Source organism: Halobacteriovorax sp. GB3 (assembly GCF_028649655.1).
In the GTDB taxonomy this organism is placed as follows: domain Bacteria; phylum Bdellovibrionota; class Bacteriovoracia; order Bacteriovoracales; family Bacteriovoracaceae; genus BSW11-IV.
This window is the reverse complement of sequence record NZ_JAQSLN010000002.1, coordinates 83445-105416: the sequence shown is the minus strand read 5'-3', so window position 1 is coordinate 105416 and position 21972 is coordinate 83445. Positions and strand designations below refer to the sequence as shown.

The 21972-nt window shown below is 39.1% G+C and carries 4 protein-coding genes; 3 read left to right on the top strand and 1 reads right to left on the bottom strand.

Going from position 1 to position 21972, the window contains the following annotated elements; genetic code table 11:
- Window positions 1–4 precede the first annotated feature (4 nt).
- Complete coding sequence (locus tag HBN50_RS05135; protein WP_273868446.1) at window positions 5–18343, bottom strand: hypothetical protein; 18339 nt, start codon at window positions 18341–18343, stop codon at window positions 5–7.
- A gap of 381 nt (window positions 18344–18724) precedes the next feature.
- On the opposite strand from HBN50_RS05135, the gene HBN50_RS05130 reads away from it, so the two are divergent.
- Genes HBN50_RS05130 through HBN50_RS05120 form a run of 3 tightly spaced genes read left to right on the top strand, consistent with a single transcriptional unit; the run spans window position 18725 to window position 21937 of the window.
- On the top strand, window positions 18725–19321 hold the full coding sequence (locus HBN50_RS05130; RefSeq protein ID WP_273868445.1) for a hypothetical protein: 597 nt from the start codon (window positions 18725–18727) through the stop codon (window positions 19319–19321).
- On the top strand, window positions 19321–21288 hold the full coding sequence (locus tag HBN50_RS05125; RefSeq protein ID WP_273868444.1) for a hypothetical protein: 1968 nt from the start codon (window positions 19321–19323) through the stop codon (window positions 21286–21288). The genes HBN50_RS05130 and HBN50_RS05125 overlap by 1 nt, the downstream gene beginning before the upstream one ends.
- On the top strand, window positions 21272–21937 hold the full coding sequence (locus HBN50_RS05120; protein WP_273868443.1) for a hypothetical protein: 666 nt from the start codon (window positions 21272–21274) through the stop codon (window positions 21935–21937). Before HBN50_RS05125 ends, HBN50_RS05120 begins: the two co-directional genes overlap by 17 nt.
- Window positions 21938–21972 lie beyond the last annotated feature (35 nt).

The window sequence follows — 21972 nt, the reverse complement described above, 5'->3', positions numbered from 1 at the left end:
TCTCCTAAGGATTCTTAGTTGCTTGGACAGTAATTGCACTTTGTCCCACATTAGCTCCACTCACTTGAAGTGATGTAGAGTATGTTCCAGCAGACTGGCTACCCGTCTGAGAGTTAAATCTTAAAACAATGTCACAAGTTCCTGATGCAGCAAGATTTTGACCTGTACATCCATCACTTGTAATCGTCCACATATCAGCAAAATCTGGCGTATTAGCAACAGTTAAACTACCAGAGCTCGTACCTGCTGTATCGGCATGTTTCACTCTAATCGTTACGTTATTATCAGAAGTATTTGAGAAAGCCCCCATATTAAGCGTAGTTGAGAGTGGGCTATTTCCACTATCAAGGAAGCTAACTGGTGGTAATTTCTCAGCATCGATCTGAATAGTCTGAAGACCAGCATCATTTGGCCCCTTAACTTCAAGAGTAGCACTATACGATCCAGCAGCTTCAGAAGAGTCAGCATGGAAGTTAACATCAACAGTACACGTTCCATTTGTTGCTAAATCTGTTCCAATACAATCAACATCAGTCAGTGACCAAATATTAGCGTTATCTTCAGTCAGTGTGAGACTTAAAGCACCAGAAGTAATTGAGCCAGTGTTTTTAATCTTCACAGTTCTTGAGAAAGTACCAGTATTTGTAATCTGACCAAGATCGTGTGGTGATCCCATTACAACATCAGCATTATCCGCATTTAGGAACTCAAATGTTGGCGTTGTCAGCGTCAGGTTAATCGTATCTGTATTCGATGCCCCATCAGCAATCACAATACTTTCAGCACTATTATTTGTACCTGCCGTATACTTCACACACTGAGCAACACTACAGCTTGGATCAGCACTTGTAACAATCACAGCCGTTGAAGTCGTCGTTGTCGTTAAAGACTGAACACTTAGTGGCGGCACACCACCACTTAACTCTATAATTCTCTCATCTTTAGAATTTACCGTAGCAGAACCAACAAGAGTTGTTGCTAATGGCTCATAGACAGAGAAACTATTTGTACAAACTGGAGAGATGGCCCCAGAAGAGTCTTTAATCTTGATCGACATTGTCTGACCAATTGCCGATTGAATTGCATTGAATGTTACAACTCCACTAGTTGGTGTTTTACCACCTGAACCGCCATTGTAAGAGAAGTTCGTGTTATCAATACTTGAACAACCAGCTCCTACGTGACCTTCTAGAGTAATTGTATTCGTAGCATCTGTTACTACATTTCCATCTGAGTCTCTTAGTTCAATCACAAGAGATTGAGATAGATTTGTATTTGTAACAACATTACCTACCGGCTGCTGAGTGATTACCATTTCAGATGGAGCACCACTTCCAAAGATCACTGTAAGTGTCGCAAATGTTGGACTTGGACCACTTGTAAAGACCTGACTGAATTCAATATCAACAGTTTGGGCCTTAGAAGAAGTAACTGTAAATTGTCCAACACCACTAGAAAGCGCTACGTTATCAGAACTATCATCGATTGAACCATCATTGATAACTGTTCCAGCACCATTTAACTTGTACGTAATGTTGTAGAAACCATTGAATGATGAAGCAAGCACACCATTTGACTTCTGCGCTCTCACATCAATTGTCACAGATCCACCAGCAACTGTATTTGAATCTGATCTAATGATGACATCAGGATCTGGTGCGCTGAAACTATAGTTATCACTATCAGCGGTTACACCAGTAAACGGTCCAACTGTTAAAGCATAACTTCCAGGCTCATTTGTCACAACATTAAGTGTTGCCACACCATTAGTGAACGCAATCTGATTAGAAGAAAGATTCGTAATTGTAGATCGCTTATCAACTCCACCGAGAGTAAACGTCACGTTAACATTATTGCTGAAGTTCGTATCAATGTTGTCGTTTGCATCCGTTGCATACACAGTAATCGTTTGAGTTGTACTGTCTGCAAATCTTGTTGTAGCAACGTCTTGATTGATGAACTTCGTTGCAGGATTAGGAACAAATGTCTTTGTTGGTTCATTATTTGTAAATGTCCAACCAGATGTTCCAGGATCTCTCATTCTAATCTTGATATCACCTGTTACTCTAGAGGCGATATTTACTGTCGCAATACCATTAACAAATTGAACAAGTTCACTTGTCGATTGACTGAATGAACCGGCATTATTTTTCTCTAGATAAACTTTCGATGTATCAATAGGATTTGCAACACCTGTAGTAATAATATCAACATAGATGAATCCATCTTCAGCTGTTGAAGTCGCTCCACTTGCCGTTTTCGCAGTCAGTGTCGCTGTAAAATACTCAGAGTTATCCTGCGTTGGATTAGGTGCAGCTGGGTTTTCAGTTACAGTCAACTCTACTTCAGTAGTTTGAGCTGGTGTAAAGTAAACCGTTTGAGTGTTTTGAATACTAATTGCACTAATTTGACCAGCGGTCCACGTACCACCAGTGTATTGGATATTTGCCATATTAATGACGACAAACTCTTCTTGTGTATTGTTAACAAAGAAATTTCGCTGACCGTCTGTTCCAGTTAGATCAAGTGTCCCACCAGAAGTATTAGCAGTTGCTTGATCGGCAGGATCAAAGATTCCATCATCATTTACATCTGTATAGTAGATTGAGTTAGGATTAATTGTTCCGCCATTATCACGTAACTCAATGTCGATAGTATAACCATCGGAATCATTGATTGCATTCCCCCAACTTCCAACTACTCCGCTACCAAAATTATCAGTTAATCTGTGATAACATCTTTCAACTCCATCAGTTGGAGCAACAGAATCATCTGGACAGTACAAATAAGCTCTAGTTGGAGTATTGTGGATTGTATTAAAGGTAATTGAATCCATAGCAATTGGTAATGCACCAGTGTAATCTTCGTGTTTAGAAACGGAGAATGTATCAGTAGCCTGGTATCTATCCCAACAAGACTTCGTACCAACACCATTTCGAACTTCTACATAACGTCCACCATTAAATCCGTAACAACCAGTTCCATATAAATCACCACGATAACTTGTAAAGACGTTGTCAGACTCATCATAAACAGTTGCAGTAAATGTAATATTATCCTGGCCGTTCGTAGAGTAAGCTCTAATCGTCGAAACATTACTTGTGAGCTTAACTTCTTTTGCTCTCGATCTCTTAACAACAAGAGTCTGCTGACAAGTATTTAAAACAGTACATTCAGCAAGAGTATCTCCTAGATTATCAGAAGATTGATCTTCAAGAGTAATCGTCACATCTTCAGGATATTCATTGAATAATTCAAATGATCCTTGACCACTTGTAAGACTGACAAGCTCGTTAGAAATTAATCTTCCGTTTCCAGAAACAGATACTTTAACAACCCCACCCCAAGTAGAAGCAACAGCACCTGTTACGTCTACGGCCTTTACTTGAACTGTTACAGGTACACCTGATACAGCGTGGGCAGCATCTCTATCTCCACTCGATACTGTCGAGTGGAAAAGAGCATCTGCTGGTTTTGCAGGTAGCTCAAGAGCATACTCAACTGGATCACCCGGCTGGAAGTGGAAATCGATTCCGTTAGAATTTTGCATACTCATTCCACCCGGAGGAGAAGGTACATAAACGTTAACGTAACCGTGAGTTGTCTTTCTAATTTTAAAAGTCGCTTGAGACTCATTTGTAAATGTAATTGCACGAGATGTTGGGTTCGTTGCAACATCATGATAACCATCACTTGCTGTAGGAGTTTGAGACTGAGATGCTCTAACATCAAAAGTGATTGTTCCGTTGTATTTCGACTCGTTACCAAATGAATCAAGAAGAATCGTCTGAACAGTCGTTGCTTGAGAAATAATCCCAGAACTTCCCGGAGGAGCAATAAAGATTTTAGATGGTGAAGCTGGTTCAACAACCATAACACCATTTGCATTTCCTGGACTTCCATCACCTGAAGCTTTAGAAGCTGTCAGCGTTAAGTTACCGGCACCATTACCAGAAAGGTTCCAAGCGGCTACACCACTTGAGAAGGCAACAGTTCCACCACCAGTAGGATCTGGTGGAGTGCTTCCATCAGGCTGAGTTGCACCAGCAAATGAAGTCGCAAGGTTTACACTACCACTATATTCAAGAAGAACGTTTGAGTTTGAATCCTCAATTTGAGCTTCAACCGTCCATACGTTTCCAACTTGAACAGGTGTTGGTAGAGTTTTCCAAGCAATTTTAAATGGAGCTCCCCAAACAAAGTTAATCGTTTGATTCGCAGGTATGGCATGACCGTCTCCAGAACTATCAACAACAGAAAGTTGAATATCTTGTCTTGTTGCTGACTTAACATTAAATCCAGCGACACCAGAAGCGAATTGAGTGGAAATTCCCGTTCCTGAAATTGTACCGGCAATACCACCAACACTTGTTCCGTTTAAAGTTACACTCTTAGAACTCTCTGAAGTACATGTATTTCCGTACTGGTCAGCAAGTCTAACATTTACTACTGCCGTTTGGTCCGTTCCAGGGTTTGTTGGAAGGGTTCCAAAGACATATTGAGAAGCTGCACCGTGAGCGAAGTTCAAGAAAATATTATGTGTAATATCAATAGAACTTGGAGTTGCCGAAGTAAATCCAATATTTGCATTTCCAACTTGTTGAGAAGTAATCTGTCTCGTTTGTGTTTCTGGAGTTGCACTTGTCCACGTAACAACCGTATCAGCAATGGCCGAGTCATTCCAAACAGCATTTGGACCAGAGTTTACACTCATTGTGACATTAACACTTCCACTTGAAGGAAGAGTTGGGTTGTCATACTGGTCAACAAGAGTCACGTTAACTGGAATACCTGGGTGGTCAACATTTCTACTTCCAACCGGAGTCGTTAAGTCTTCGATTCTAACTTTACTTGGAGGACCAGCTAAAACAGTAAGAACAAATGAAGTTGTCACATCAATTCCAGCAGGACCAACGAGAGAGAACGTTACAGGAGAACCACTTGTAGGTGATGTTCTTTGAATATTAACTGTTCCCTTACCACTACTCATGGCCACAAGACCAGTTGATCCTACAGCGAGATCTGTATTATCACTTGCTTGAACAGTAACAGATGTTCCAAAAGTTGGAGCAACGTTATCAAATTCATCAAGTGCGTGAATCTCTAGTGCAAATGAATCAGTCGTTTGCTGAGTCAGTGAGGCCGTTTGATATCTAAGTTTAGAAGCAACACCTGGCGTGAAGTTAAAACTTCTACCCGCTGATGGATTTCTAGGGAATCCCGTTCCGGCATCTGAAAGATTCAGAGTTGCGGCCATGGCCTTTGTCGATCTCATTTTGAGAACAGCTTTACCATTTAAAGCAGGTAGTGTTACAAGTCTTGTTCCTGAAGACATCGAACTTGAATCAATATAGATTTGAGCGTTGTCATCACTAGCAGCCGTTAAGTTAACATCATAACTTGAGGCCATTGTATTAGCGAAGTTACCGTATTGGTCACGAAGCTCTATTGTTACATCTTTTTCCGTACTATTACTAACTTGAGTGTCAGTAATTGGGTATAAGAAAAATTGTAAGTTTGTCTGCCCGTGCTTAATTGAAATTGGAGCAACAGCTGTCATATCAGAGACAGTTGTACCAAATCCATTTTCAACACCAAGCTGAATATCTCCAGCAACAGTACATTGAATGGCTTCAGCACCTGTAAATGTATAAGATCCTGAAACAAAATCAACTGTATCGTTCGGGATCGTACAGCCAGTACCAGAAGATTGCTTCAGCTTCACTTTCCCAGTAAAATCAGGAGTCGCGTTTCCAAAAGCATCTTGTGCTTGAAGAGTAACGTTAAAAGTTAAATCCGCTCTATTTTGTGTTGGAGCAGATGAGAAGATAATCTTACTCGTTCCACCTGGTTCAAATTCAATTCTCTTCGCACCATCATAAAGAGATGTTCCACCAAGAGTAACATTTAAATTGATGTCATACTGAGCAACCGCCTTAGATTTAATGTATGCCTTAGAGAGACCATTTGTGAATGAAATGATATCCATTGATTGTTCGTATGGCGTATTCTCATCAGAATAAGTTGATGACGTTGTAATATCAGTTTGAGTGATATCTGAAGTAGCAACAGACTGAACTTGCAACTGTCCAATGGCGACACCAGAAGTAAAGTTTGTAATTCTGTTATACCCTCTATCGAGAGCTTCAATATCAATTGCAACTTTTAAGTCCGTATTAGCTGGGTTTGAAACCTTACCAACATTTGGCTCAATAACTCTAAAGAATGTAATCGCACCTGGATCAATTGTCGTTGAAGCTGTTTGACCAATTGTCCCAGCAGATGCACTTTGAATTCTAAGTGTTAGTGGTCCAGAGTTAACTGTTTCAACACTTAAATTATAAGTACCACCAGACAGTGTGAGGTTTTGACCTGAGGCCAAGAAAGTCGTTGGAGAACCACTGATCCATGGATTTTGAACAGCTGAGTTTTGAGTCGACTGAACATTTACAGATCCATTGAAATCATTATTTAAGTTACCGTAAACATCAACGGCATCAATTGTATAACCAATAACCTCATCAATTGTGTAGTTTCCACCACCACCTCTCGGTGTCATTGTAAATTCGAAGTGATCTACAGCGCCGTGATCGATATCAAGGGCAAATGTTTCTGCAAGGTCTGTAATTGAAGCACTTCCCGCTCCAGAGACAGCTCCAAGTGAAAGAGAGACAGAGTGGTTCATAACAGATGAGTTAACATCTTGTGTACCACGCCCATTTGTGAACGTCACAGTCCCGTTAGCCGCCAAGTCCATCGTATGGTTAGAGTTAAGTGCAACGGTACCATTAAAGTTAGCAGTGTTCTGATACTGGTCACGAGCAACGAGATAGATTGAATAAGCCGTACCAGCGACAGTCGAACCACTTGTTCTACTTGTCGCATAATCAGCTGCTTTAAATTTAATATCTACAGGGTTACCTGGTAAGAAATTAAAATTTACACTCGACGGATACGGAGTAGATCCAGCAAGAGTGAAACTTGCATTTTTCATACTAAGGTTAACAATATCCGATTTCTCAGAATAGAGAGATAGAGTTACTGTACCATTTGTTAGAGCGGTAGTATTACCAGTTGGAGCAGAAGCACTTGCCGTCCCACCTGAACCACCGATTTTTACGTTAGAGTCTAATGTTGCCTGAGCATCAATAACAAGCTCTACGTTTCCAGAAGTTTGAGTACATAAGTTATTAAACTCATCTTCAACTCTTAAGATAACACTTGTAGAGTTACCAACAACAACATCGGAAACAGTGTTTCCAAAGGCCATATGGTGTGGATCACCTGGAGTGAAAGTCACACTATAGGTATCAGTTGCCGTTAAACCTCCACTAGCAGTAAGGCTTAAGTTCGCAGTATGCGTAATTGAAGATCGAATATTTTGAGTTGCACGCCCGTTAGTAAATGTCACAGTACCAGGAGCTGCAAGGTCCATATTTGCAGGAGCAGCAGCAACTATCGTTACAGAACCATTGTGATTAGCAATGTTACCAAATTGGTCAGTGGCCGCTAAATAGATTGCATGGTCAACACCAACCTTTTCATTACCAGGAGTTGCATCAGTTTCGTAATCAGACTGAACAAAGTTAATAACTTGAGCAGTATCCGGTAAGAACGTAAAGTTTCTCGTTGGAGTTGGAATAACCGGAGAGAAACCAGCAATTGTTGGATTAGAAATCGTAACAGTTACAGTATCAGCTCTTTGCGAGTGAATATTGTAAGTTCCTGTACCATTTGTAAATGAAACACTATTCCCAGGAGAAGGAGAAGTTGATGCTCCCGAAGACCCAGTAACAGGTGCAGTTGAAATAGTTTTTTGAGAGACACCATAAGTAGCACCATTAACATGAACATCAATTGTTCCGTTTGTCGTGTTACATAGGTTTCCATAAGTATCGACAACGTTTAAAGTGAAACTAGCATCGTTATCAACGACAACATCATTAATTGTTGAAGCATAAACGATACTTGCAGGATCCCCTGCTGTTACAGTAACACTATGAGAAAATGTTGTTGGACCAATTCCACCACTTTGATCAAAATCAAAAGTATCTTCAACGATAACAAGTTTGACAACATCACCAGCAGTATGACCTTCAAATCCTGCCAAACTACCGACACCATTTACAATTTCAATAACACCATTTTCGCGTCCACCATCTCCGGCAGGGAAAACAACGTCAGCAGGGAATCCCGCATCTCCAGGGAAAACAATTGTTCCCGGACTCGTTTCAAGTCCAACTCTAACAAATCCCGTATAATCAGTTGCGAGGTTATTAAAGTTATCTCGTGCTTCAATATTTAGAGGGAATGTCGCATCGGCCTTAACCGTTGAAACATTCGATCCAGGAAATGCTACTTGTCTAAACTGACCAGGGGCAAAAGTAATCTGCTTATTTCCAGCATTTTTCTCAGTACCTGTTACAAGACTTCCAAGGCTAAGGCTGAATGTACTGTCATCCTTACTTCTCATCTCAGCTTCAACAACACCTGTTCCATCTAAGAATCCGAGGATAATCGAAGACTGTCCATTGCCACCACCTGCATTCCATGTCGCTCCACCCGGAAGAATGAAGTCAACATTTGTGTTTGGAGAAGAAGTTAAGCTAAGAGCATTTGGTTGAGTATAACCAAGAGATCTATTTCCACCTCTATCTAGTGCTTGGATACCAATTCGAGCAAATTTATCTGTATTTAGTGTACTACCATCACTTGCTCTAATGATATTTATTGTTCCAGAAGATGTGTAAGGACTATAAGAACCATCAGTGATCTCATAGATCTCGAAATTGATAGGAAAACCAGGCTGATAGGCAATCGTGGTCGATGGACGACTTAGCGAACCATTACTATCAGAAGTTTCATCAGCAGCATCAATATTTAAATTGTACTGAGTAGACCTTAAGGCCATCAGATTTAATGTTAGTGAACCACCTGACATTGTTGCTTGATAACCACCCGCTTGTTGTAAGTGAGAATTATCACTTGGGTCAGTATCATTAGCATCACTAGAAATATAAGGTTCTCTAATAATAAGTGGATCATTTACAGCTTCAGCACCACTAAAAGTTAGTTGTCCTGCATAGTTATCATTATTGTTTCCATATTGATCCTGAGCTTGAACGACAACGTTAGCAACATTGTCAACAGTAAGACCAGTCGGGACGTTCCAAGCGAATGTGCTCGTTAGACCGTGATCAAAATCAATGTCGATATTATTTGTCGTAACAGATGAGTCTGCTCCATTTAACTTGTTGATTGTCAGCCTAACAACTTCATCAACCGTATGGCTAACTGTTACCTTACTTTCACCTGCAATGAAATCACCATAAGTTGATTCTGCAGTGTTAACTGTTGCACCTTTATTCGCTGAAATTGAAATACGATCATTCTCATTGAAAGTTGGAACAATGTTTCCACCTTGGTCAATGGCGTAGAGATAGAATTCAGCCGCATTATCAACAGTAATTCTCTCTGGAGTAGAGTCGTTTGTTACAGTTCCAACATTTGCACTACTTACAATAGAACCTGATGTTTGCTTACTCGCAGCAAATGCAAAGGATGTTACAGCACCTGGGCTAAAGAGTAAGTCTTGAGTTCTAGAATAATCAGTTGAAACAGGTGGTGCTAGCGGAGTTCCACTAATTGGTTCACTTCCTGCTCCAAGATTAAGGTTTACTGTTTCAGCAACAGTGTTAGTAACAGTTGCTGTACCAACACCATTTGTAATAGCAATCATTTCTGAATTCGAAGATCCATTAATAATAGCATTACCATCAACAGTGAGGTTTACTGTATTAATTGGTGGCGTTCCATGTCCAATATCTAAGTTACCATAAAGGTCTCTTGCCTTTAATCTAACAGTAACCGTATCATCGATTGTTTTATCAGCAAGTGGATCTGGATCATCAAGTGTAATAAAATTAGCTCCACCATTTTTAAAATAAATTTTTCTCGAAGCTATATTATTATAATTAGCTAGTGAGCTCGCTGATGAATCAATATTAACTGTAATGTGCTCCATCCCAGATTCACGACCAAGATTACTAATAGAAGCTGCATCATAGCGATCATTACCAAATTTTCTTAATTGAACCGTAAATGTTCCAACACCATTAGAGAAACTTTGTACTTTGGTCGTCATTCCTGGAGAACTATCGAAGTCCCCTGTAGAATTAGTTTCTAGTGTTAAAGAAAGATTCAGTTCGTTAGTAAGAGTACCCTCTGTAGCATCAGTATTAGGGTTTCCATAAATATCTCTTAATCTAACAGTAAATGTTTCATTTCCATCTGTGTCTAGAAGAGTTGTCCCCGGAGCTTCTGAAGAAGCAGGAACTTCAAGAGATACTTGTGAAACAGGACCAGGAGAAAAGACAACGTTTTGAGTTGCCGTTATATTGACTCCAGAAAACTGATTATACGTATCGTTAAGAGTTAGATTAACTGTTTCAGCTGTTTTATTTCTAACAAGTAGTGACGCCTGACCATTACTAAATGAAAGGTCTGTTGATGCCGTAGAATCGACAACCTTAATCATTTCCATATTTGCTGAGTCACTAGCAAGTGTTAAAACAGAACCTGTAAATGCGTTATTGAAGTTACCAAATGTATCATAAGCTCTTGCAACAACAGAAGTCGTACTCATTTTCGTATTATCACTAACATCTGCCATTGAGTTTGATGTCGTTGTTCGAATATCAACAGGATCATCAAGAGCAATAACTGTTACAGGACCAGGAGAAACTGTTACGTTAAATGATGTAGAATCAACATCAATACCGACAGGGTCAGGAGTTACTTCATCTTTTCTTAAAGATAGAGCTACCGTACCACTTTTAGTCGTTGTAAATTTAACATTACCAACCCCATTAACAAGATTAATAATGAGTGAACCTGTTCCACTTTGTGATTCATCAGAGTTATAAAGAGTAACAGTTCCATCTGCAATAGAGGCATCAACAATAACGGAACCATTAACAGTGTTCTTAAAGTTACCACCTCTATCGTAGGCCTTAACTTCAAAGTTAAATCTCTTAAGTTCATCTCCTTCCGCTGCATCATAAAGAGTTCCATTCGCTGGAGGAGAGATTTTATAATTATTTGGAATACCTGGAGAGAAGACAACAGTCTTTGTTTGTCCAGAAACTCCGAAGAATACATTAGAGTCACCATCATTAAGACGACTTGGAACTCCACCTGGAGCTGCAGTTAGACCAATATCAACACTTTCAGCTCTCGTAGACTCGAGGTTGAAAACACCAACACCTTTTTTAATTGTAATTGTATCCCCAGAAATAGTATCTGTTGTATCACTATCTCTTGGATCATTAGTCCCTTTTCCATTCCAAACAGGAAGGCCAGAAGCTGAACTTAGAGTAAAGTCAACGGCATAATCAGGAGCGGTTGGAACAAGGTTACCATTTCCGTTTCCATCAATATCGTGACCATCTTGAACTTCAACAGTTACTTCAATTGGATTATCAATCGAGTTATTTGTTGGCTGAACAATCCAAATTTTAGCAGGAACACCTGGATTAATCGTCGCAGTTGGATTTGATGTTACATCGATATTAACAGTGTTTCCGTCTTCATCTAATTGTGAAGAAGGTGTAGGTGCAGATAGTGTAAATCTAACATTCTCTGCTCTAATTAATTGTTGATTAAAGAGAGTCACACCATCATTAAGATAAGTTTTTCCCTCAGTAATTTTAACGTTCTCACTCCATCTTTCTTGAAGTGTCGCTGTATCAATGGCCTTCAGAGTCACGTCATACGTTTTCCCTGCACCTTCGATATTATTAACGTTACCGTACTTATCTCTTGGCTCAACTCTTAAGATATCTGTTGGCTTTGGACATGGAGCTGCACCTGGGACAGCGGCGCCACAAGCAGGTTGTGTGTATGTATTGTCCGAAATAAGAAGAGTATCCGCAGTAGTTGAAGCTGGGGCAACGATAGCAAGAGTACTTACTGTACCTGGATCAATTTTAACTTGTCTTGTTGCAAGTGATAAGCTTGAATCATAAAGAGCAGGGTCAATACCTAGAGTGATATTACCTGTTCTTCTACTATCAAAGAAAAAATCTGCCGTACCATTAGTTACACTAACCTTACCTTCATCAGCTCCATCATCACCAGTAAAGTTAGCATCGACACCATTGTGAGTCATACGAACATCGTGAGTCGCATGATTAAGAACGATGTTTCCACCTTGGTCTAGTACTTGAAGCTGAACACCTCTTTGCTTATCCGTTGTAAATGTCGGAGTCGTAGCAGCAGGCTGAGCAACAAAAATGATATTATAAGTAGTACCTACACCGTGCATGAAATCGATTTGTGCTGGTGTTAAGGTAGAAATTGAACCACCTACAGGAGTATTGAGTCCTAGAGTTACTGAAGTTTCAGCAGTTAGATCGGCAACTTTAACAATCTTTGCTCCACCAGTGATGGAGATATTCTCAGATTGAATTGTTCTATTTTGGCTCGCCCAAGATACAGAGTCTTGATAAATCCATGAGTCTTTATTCGATGTAAAATTAACTGTTCCTGTATACTCGTCATTAAAGTTACCATAGGCATCTCTAGCTTCAAGTCTAACAGACACATCTGAATCAATTGAAAATGGTCCCGCTCCTTCAGTATTTAGAGTTGGATCGACGACAACGATAAGTTCAACAGGATCATTTGGAGTGAACGTAATACTTTCAGTATCCGTAACATCCATCGACCCATCACTAGCAGTAAGGAAACCTAATTGGATTGTTTCATCTGTATTTGGATATGAAGTTGCAGCAAAGGCCTCTTTCTTAAGGATTACTGTTGCACTACCAGCACTTAATTCATAAGTTAATGGCCCACTTACAAAGCTGGCACCATCTTTAATCGTACCAACCCCATTTCGATATTCAACTTGAACATCTTTACCTGCTCCACCATAGCTTAATGCTTTGTTACCGTGAACATCTTGCGCTTCAATTGTAACCGCGATTTCCTCACCTGCACGAATTGGAGGAGTTGGAGCTAAGAAAGCAAATTTATTAGGAAGACCGTGAACAATTGTAATCGTTCTTTGCGCAGATGGATCAGTATTAAGCATCGTTGGAGCATCTACGTGATCTTGAACTTCAACAGTTACATCTCCAACGACAGTTTTTGTAAATGCAATTTGCCCTACACCATTTGTCCAAGTAGAGATTGTCTGTCCAGATGGGAATGAAGCTCCTGCTGTACCAGAAATAAAAGCTAAGTTCGCTTTTCCAGCAAAGTTTTCAACAGTGTTTTGGAAAGCATCACGTGCCGTAACTTCAACATCAATTTCAACATCTGCTCTTGTTGCAAGTGTTGGGTTTGTTCCAGAATCATTTGACCCGAGAGCATTTGAAATTATGAAGTCGTAAGCATTACCGTGACGAACTTTAACCTGAACAGTATTTCCTGTATATCCACGACCGAGGTGGTCTGCAAGAGTGAGATCAATTGTCTCTGCTACTGTGTCACGAATTTTAATTCGACCAACACCTTGTGGGAAGCTACCACCAAAATCAATTTTATCATCTGCAATCGGAGTAATGTCATCAGCTCCAACAACTCTACCACTTAGAGAAAGCTGAAGTTGAATAAGATCTGCGGCAGTTAAATCATTTTTAAAGTTACCATACTTATCAAATGCCCTTACTTCGATAACAAGAGAGTTATCAGCAGTCACATGATTTCCGTCTCCATCAATAGTTGCCGGAGTCTGAATTTGAAAATCTTTCTCTGCACCTGGAGCGAAGTATTGATTTTTAAGCTCTGCAGGGTTTTTGGCATCAACAACAGCAAGAGAGTTCGTCCCTGGAGCTGTCTCAGAACCATTTGAAAGTGAAAATGTAACTGTTTCAGATGTTCTATCGTAAACATTGATTGATTCAACACCTGTACTCGTTGGTCCAAATGTAATTGTTCTTGTTTTCATTGGACTGGCCACTAGCCCAGTCGTTGGATTGATATCAGAAGCGTCATTTAAAAAGGCACTTCCATCAACAGTAAAGTCAACGCTTCCCTGAAATCCACTAGTAATAACGTTGTGTCTTTGGTCGCGAACTTCTACATTAATTGAAGAAGGATTATCTACAATAGCATCCACTCCTGGCTTAACAATAGCAAAGTAGCTTGGAGCACCAAATGTAAAGTTGATAAGACGAGCATGACTAGTGTCTAAATTTCCAGCATTTGTCCCTAAGCTTCCACTAAGAGTTACTGAGACACTATTTTCAACTTGATAGTCATAGATATCAAAGACAGCTGTTCCGTTAACCATAGTTAACTTAACATTTTTCGTATCAACGTAATTCGAAGAAACGGGAATAGAAGTACTATCAATAATTGCGTTTTTATCAACAGTTAAAGTAACATCTCCACCAAAGCTAGTCGCTAAGTTGTGATAGTGGTCATAAACATTAACAGCAACAACAACGTCGTTATCCGTATTTCCAGTATAAACACCTGATGGAAGAGTTCCTAATTGCCCTGGTGTCATTGGAATATCAGTTGGAAGATAGATTCCAAATCTTTCTGCAGTTCCGTGTTGAACATTGAGGGTAATTGGAGTGTCCACAGATGATGGAACCATCGTAAGCCCTGTGGATGCAATAGAATCGTCAAGATGTAGAGTAACAGCTCCTACAGCTCTTGAATTCACATATAATGTTCCCACACCACTTGAGATATTTACTCTTCTCGTTTGATTGAGACCAGTATTTGGAATATCATTTTGCGCCGGTGCTGAAGCAACGAGTTCAGCATTCCCACTTCTAATAACAAGATTCACATCATCAGTAAAAGTATCTGCAATGTTTCCATTTTGATCTCGAATTTCAACAGTAACAAGACCAGGAGTATCAGCATTAACATTAGATGAAATTAGCGACGGATAATTGAATTGAGTAGAATCAACTTGTGCAATATTAGCTGTTACAGGTTGACCATGTAAGAAGTCCACGTCAATTGATGGAAGAGTAAGAGTTCTTCCCAGCTCATCGATCATAGACATTGTTACTGTTTCTTTTACTGGATCATAAACATAAATTGTCCCAACACCAGAAGAAATATCGACAACACGATTCGTAACAGTTGTAAAGTTCGTTGGATCAGTCTCAGTTGGATTTGTTAGAATACCTGCACTTTTGTTTACAGAGACTTTAATATCATCTTCATATGATGTATTTATATTTCCATACTGATCAAGAGCTCTGATATTAAAAAGGACCTTATCATCAGTTGTAATTGTTGATGGGTCACTTGGTGGAACAATCGCAAAGTTAGTAACAACACCAGAATTAAATAGAATTGTCGCTGTTTTTGACGTTGTATATCCAGACTTAAGTTCGAGACCGACTGTAATCGATTCAGAAACTGTATCACTTAAATAAATATAACCTTCTCCTCTATCACCAGAGAGGAAGTCTACAAAAAGATCACCTGAAGCTCTATTATCAGCTGTTGTCGTTGGATTATTATCTGCATCTAAATTAATATCTGCATTCTTTTGATCAACCCATCTAAAAGTAACAGCATCATTTTCAACATAAGTAACGGCAAGGTTTCCAAATTGGTCAACAGCTTGAACAGGTACTCTAATTGGAGCATCAACAGTACCAACACTATCTAAAATATTATAAGTCGTATGCGTTCCAGGAGCGAAGTTAACTGAGATAACCCCTCCAGTAGGAGTTAAACTGTAACCTGTTCCATCAGAATCACTCATAGTCACACCGACAGTTTGAAAGTCGCTTCCAAAAGGTGCAATACTTCTATTAAAGAGGAATACATCTCCATAAGAGGCATCACTTGTAGTATTAGTGATTGGACAACTTCCCGTTTGTAGTTTGATATCTACAAATTCGGTCTGAGAAAGTGCTGTATAAGTTGGATCATCAGTATGATTTGTTGTCGAAGCCTGACTTAAACGAGCAGTACCGTTAACAGCAATAGCAACATCTTGAGTGTCTCCACCACATCCATAATCACGAACAGGGTTGTTAAATTGGTCAACAACCTGAACTCTTAAACGCGCGAATGTATCAACATTCGTATCTGGCGGATCAGTGATAACAAATTTTCTTCCAACAGTACCCCATTTAAAATACACATCTTTATTGGCCTTAACGGCATCAGTAATATTGATGTCTTGACCTTTAGAGTTCTTGTATGAAGTTACACCTGATCTAAAATTAAGAGAAAGATTAACCGTTTCTTCAACTGTATTAGATACATTAACAGTTGATTGACCACCAACAAAACTAACTGGGCCATCAAAAACAGCAGTACCACTATCTGCAACAACTTGAATTTCAGAAATAGGTGTTCCAGCAGTTCCATAGTCGTTAACTTGGTTCCCACCGTAGTCGTATGCCGTAATAGTCAAAGGAATTGCAGCATCAACACTACCATCTGTTGGCTCAACGATTTCAATATAACTTGGGATACCCCACTTGAAATATAAACTAGAAGTTGAATTACCTAAATTATCAACAGGGACGTTTTCAGAGTTACCCGTTGTAAATCTCATTCCAGCAGGACCATTTGTAAACTTTAGAGTTACTGTTTCATTCTTCAGACCCCAAACAGTCGCCGTTCCTTTACCATTGGCCGCAATAGAAATCGTTTTAGGGTTTGTTGATCCGTCTGCATCTGTTGTTGAAATTTCAGTTGTTCCATCTGATTCAATATCAACACCACCACCACTATATGTTGTGACAGGGTTTCCATAAGTATCAAGAACCTCTACATCAATAGTTGTAGGATTTCTTTGAGAAGCAAGTGTTCCCCATCCAACTTCACCTGTATAATTCGTTTGAACGAAAGCGAATTGCTTAGGAAGACCAGGAGTGAAGTAAATCTTTTGCGAAGATGTTAAATCGATACCCGTCGTATCAGTTGTTGAGGATAACGAAACAGTACATTCTTCAGTAGGTTTTCTATCAAGATTTGTGTTTGATACTCGTACTGTTTTAGTACCAAGATTTAAGCTAGCTTTATTCGTACCGTCGTGATCAGCAATGTTAATTGTGGCCGAACAAGCCGGATCAAATTCGATACCAACTTTTCCATTGTATGAAGAAACAAAGTTACCACCCGCATCGGTGGCCTCTAGTAATAGTGAAATTTCCTCAGTTGTCCTCTTGGTATCAGGAACAGGTGCTCGAATTTCAATTTTTGCAACTTGTCCAACATCAAATCGAACATCTTGCGCAGTACCATAGTTAGATAATCCACCACAACCAAGAGTTACATTATTAATTGTGATTGTTACTGTTTCAACATTAGTATCTTTAACATTTACTTGTCCACGACCACCATTAAATGTTGCAATACCAGTCTGGTTTCTAGCACTTGGATCTGCTGAATCTACAATCCATGCTTGATTTAAATTATCACCAGCAACTGTATAACGCGCCTGACAAGCATTAGAGTAGTTGTAAGCAAAGTTATCATATTGGTCATAAAGTTTACCGACAACAGCAATAGTGTCATCAGTTGTCCCGTCAGTTGGGTCGTCAAGTTGCATACGAGTTGGACTCGAAGGTACAATTCTCATCGTCTTAACTTCAGAGATATTCATTGCCCTTTGAGTAATCGCCTCAAGCTCAGGAATCTTCCCGTGATCTCTTAAAGTAATTGTTAAATCTTCTGCTGTTGTATAAGTAACGGCAGTTAAAACCCCTACACCTTCAACAAACTTAACAATACGATCAGCAGGATTCGTCTTATTGAATCGCGATGAATCACTAATATTTCCAGAAATAGAACTGAAGTCCACAGAGATCTCTGTGTTGAAGTCCGGCTCTTCTGAGACTCTCCCGTTGTCATCAACGAGTCTTAACTGAAGGTCAAATGGGATCCCTGCAACAACATTGGCAGGAGGGTCTAAGATTGCAATCTTAGTTGGAATAATTTTATTACGAATAGAAACAACAACAACTTCTTCTAATCCTGTACCTGTTGCAAGTACTCTAATGATTGCTTTCTTACCAAAGTCATCTGCACCCACAACTTTAGTTTTTGCAATACCAGCACTACTTGTAATAGCTGAAGTCGTTAAAACTTTTGCACCTGAATCTGCATTTTCCAGAACGAAAGAAATACTGGCGTTAGCAACAGGACTATCGTCTGAAGCGTTCGTTAATTTAACGACTACCTCGTCAGCTAGTGATGATGGATCTTCTAGAACCTGGCCATCACCGGAAAGGACAGTTAGCTTCAATCCAAATGTTGCTTGCTCTAACTCAGTATTCCCCGCACCCATACAGGCGGTAAAGAAAACTAAGACTGAACTTAACAAAATTAACTTTAATAGTTTCATGTGCAATCCAAATACGTCTTTCTTTAAGTTGTTATTTCTTTCGTTCTTAACGTTATGCGACTCAATAATGATAATATAAATTCACAATTCTTCTCTATCCGGCAGTTATTACATCTACTTATCGGCATAAACCAAAATTACTTAATTATTTCCGCCACAAAAGCATGGCTTTTTACTCAATTTTTTTAAATTAGTTCCAAACTATTAACCAATATTGAAGATTCCTAAAAAAAATACCTCTTTATAAAGTTGTCTTTTAATACTCAAGAAACCTTGAGAGGCAAAAAATTCCACTAACTTAAAAATGTGTAATAAAACCAACATTTTTTTTTCGATCACCGAATAAGCGTATGAGAAAGAAAAATATAAGGAGTTTATATTTTGAAAACATACTTTTTATTACTATCAATGATTTTATTGGCCTCGTGCTCAAGCTCGACTTCAATTAAGGTCACAACAGAACCTGCAGGAGCGAAGATTTATGTTCGCTCGATGGGGACAAAAAGTTATGAGGAAATGGGAGTCACTCCCCTTACGATAAATAGTGATGACCTTGAAAAGAAAAAGATTAAAGATGGTCCACTCTATATTGATCTTCAAAAAGAAGGCTACAAAAAGAGTTCAGTATTACTCGCTGAAACAGAGGCAGTTGATATTGAAGTTCAGATGAACCTAAAGCCAGAAGATAAACTCGATAACGCTAGAAAATATGATGAGCTCTCCAATCAACTATTTGAAGTTCAACGTCTTATTAGAACAAAGAGTTTTGAAGAGGCCCTGAAAATTACGGCAACAATCAAAAAAGATTTTCCAGAACTTTCTGTTCCAAATGAATTAGAAGGAAGTATCTACTACCTTCAAAGTAAATTTAAGAAATCACTAGAAGCATTTAATCTTGCTTATAGTAAAAATACAGATAACGCATTTGTACTGAAGATGAAAAAATTAATCATCGAGAAAACTAAGTCGGGTAAGTAATGAAGAAAAGTACTAACAACACATTTAAACTTTTTCTTGTTTTGTTTTTTACGCTTTTTGCTCAAAACATCTATTCGCTTTCAACAGTGAAATTTGACAGGCAATCACTTGAAAATCAAATCAAGACAAAAATCGATAATGCTCTAGCTGTATTGATTAACAAAGATCAGTATATTCTAGATGTCAAAATCGACACACAAGTTGTTAAACCTAAGGTTGTTCAACCGAAGCAAGAAAGAACGGTCGCATCAAACAGTGAAGGTTTTGACCTAACTGATGATAAGATCGCTAAAAAGGACTACCTCCTCTTTCATAAGCTTGGGATTGAAGTTCCTATTGATAAAATTGCAAAGGATATGAATCCAAAGCAAAAGACAGTCATTACAAAACTTGAAGAAGCTCCATACGAGAAACTAAGAAGTGTTAAAATCACAGTACTTCTCGATGAACTTCTAGAGAAAGATGTTGTGGCCAATATTCAAACAATTCTTAAAAAGCTAAGCTTCAATGCAGAAGTCACTCCGACAATGACTTTCGCAACAGCTAAATTCAAAGAAAAAGTGGTTGTTATACCACCGCAAGAAAAAACACTTAAAGACTACACTGTTCCAGAGCTACTTGAACTTGGAGCAAAATACTCAACTTCTCTAGGCTTTTTAATCGCTACTCTCTTTATGAGTTTAGTTGTGATGTTTCTCTTCTCTAGATATTCAAAATTATCGAGAAGCCAAACAGAAGCCGTGATTGAAAGTAATAAAGAAGTAGCCGTTATGGCCCAAGCATCATCTGAGCAAGGTGGAGGATCACAAGAAGTTGAAGTTGCGGAATCTAAATCAGAAGGCACAGCTAGTGCCGGAGCTGGTTCCCCTGGAGACTTCCAAGGAATGTCAACAACTGCTGGAGCAGACTCGAGTTCATCTGTTCAACGATTTGAAAGATATTTCAACGAAAGTAAGTCTGAAGCGGCAACTCTACTTAAAAAGTGGATCAGCCTTAAGTCTCCAGAAGCGAAAAGTGCTCTTATCTTCTTATCTCAAGAGCTTGAGCCAGAAATGCTTCTGCAAACATTTGAACAGCTATCACTTCAAGAAAGAAAGACTTGGAGAGGATTTATCAGTAGCTCTTCTGAAGAGTACGACCAGACAAAAGGTGCACGCTTTGTTGATGAGCAGATTCTAGAAGAAATTATTGTACCAACAGATCTCATCTCTGAAGAAACGAAGAGCCTTCTTTACAGCCTTGATGTTGAATCTTGTGTGAGAATCATTAATGAAAGTCCAGAACTTGGACCTCTATTAATGAACACTCTATCGAGCTCATTTATTGTAAAAATCATTCCACAGCTTGATAGTGAAGTTGTCGAAAGACTTACAACAGGAAGTATGAAGATCTCTCCTGAAGAAATGAAGCAAAACGATGCTCTTCTACAGAGTAAGATTAAAGAAAACCAAGTATCAGAAGAAGAATCACCATTTAGTGATAAGATTATGGAAATTCTTCCTCACATGGATATTGCTAACGAAGAATATTTCTTCAAGGCCTTTGGTATGAATGGAAATAAAGCGAAGATGAAGGAACTTTTAAAGACTCTTCTTCCAGCAAAAGCAATTTTCAACCTGCCAGATTCAGTCTTAAAGGTTGTTCTCTCTAAGATGAAGCAAGCGACTCTCGTAGAATTCCTCGCAGTATCTGATGATGAAATTAAAACGAAGATGCTTGAGATTATCGCTCCAAATGGAAGTAAGAAAAGAGAAATCTTTGATCTTGAGTTAAGTAACGTTGAAACAGATGAGCTTCAGCTTGCAAGACTTAGAAAGAACAAAGACAAGATCGATAGCGTTTTCATCAGCTTTGCTAGAAAACTGATTAAATCTAGCGCTCAGCTCCAAGAAGAAGTTGAAGGGACAATTGATGAGCTATGCGAGCAGTACGTGCAAAAGGATGGGCAACTTGAACAAGCAGCTTAATTTTAGATACCTCTTTGCTTTCTTAGCAATCATCTCAAGCTTTGCTGCACATGCGAAGCTTGATAATATGCAGTTTACGATTAGAACAGGTATGGTTCAAGGTTCTTATGCCAACCCTCTTACAGACAGTAGCTCTGGAGATCAAGGTGGAACAGGTGGACAAGCAAACGCTTCAAGTGATCTTGAAAATGGTGGTTTCTCAGTAATGCCATCTTTTGATGCTGACATCGAAATCTTTGATAACTTTAAGCGCTCTTACTTCGCCAGAACAATCATCGCCCTCTCTACAGCAACAGGTAAGATGCACTATAACTACTTTGGTCTTGGAACAAGAAACTACTACTCTGGAACGGGGATTCAAAGAGTCTTTATCGGAGAAAAAGAGTCGGTTAAAATGGTTCCTAAAGTTAGAAAATACTATGGTGTTGACCTAGGATTCTCTAGGGTTTCAGTTGTAAGCTTCGGTACGGTTCTGAGTGCCGTGAGTACGGGGATAGACTTCGGTGGACACTGGGGTTACACGAAACAAATGGGTAAATCTTGGGGTCTTAATTTTGAAGCTGGACTCTCTTACGCCTATGGTATTAGTACAATTTCTTCTTCAGGGATGAACATCAAAATCCTATTTGGAGCAACATTCCCACTATAATGTAAGTTCATTTATTTATCTTTTTACAATCAATT

Coding starts and splice junctions, on each gene's coding strand:
- HBN50_RS05135 (WP_273868446.1), bottom strand. CDS start 18,343: ATGAAACTATTAAAGTTAATTTTGTTAAGTTCAGTCTTAGTTTTCTTT.
- HBN50_RS05125 (WP_273868444.1), top strand. CDS start 19,321: ATGAAGAAAAGTACTAACAACACATTTAAACTTTTTCTTGTTTTGTTT.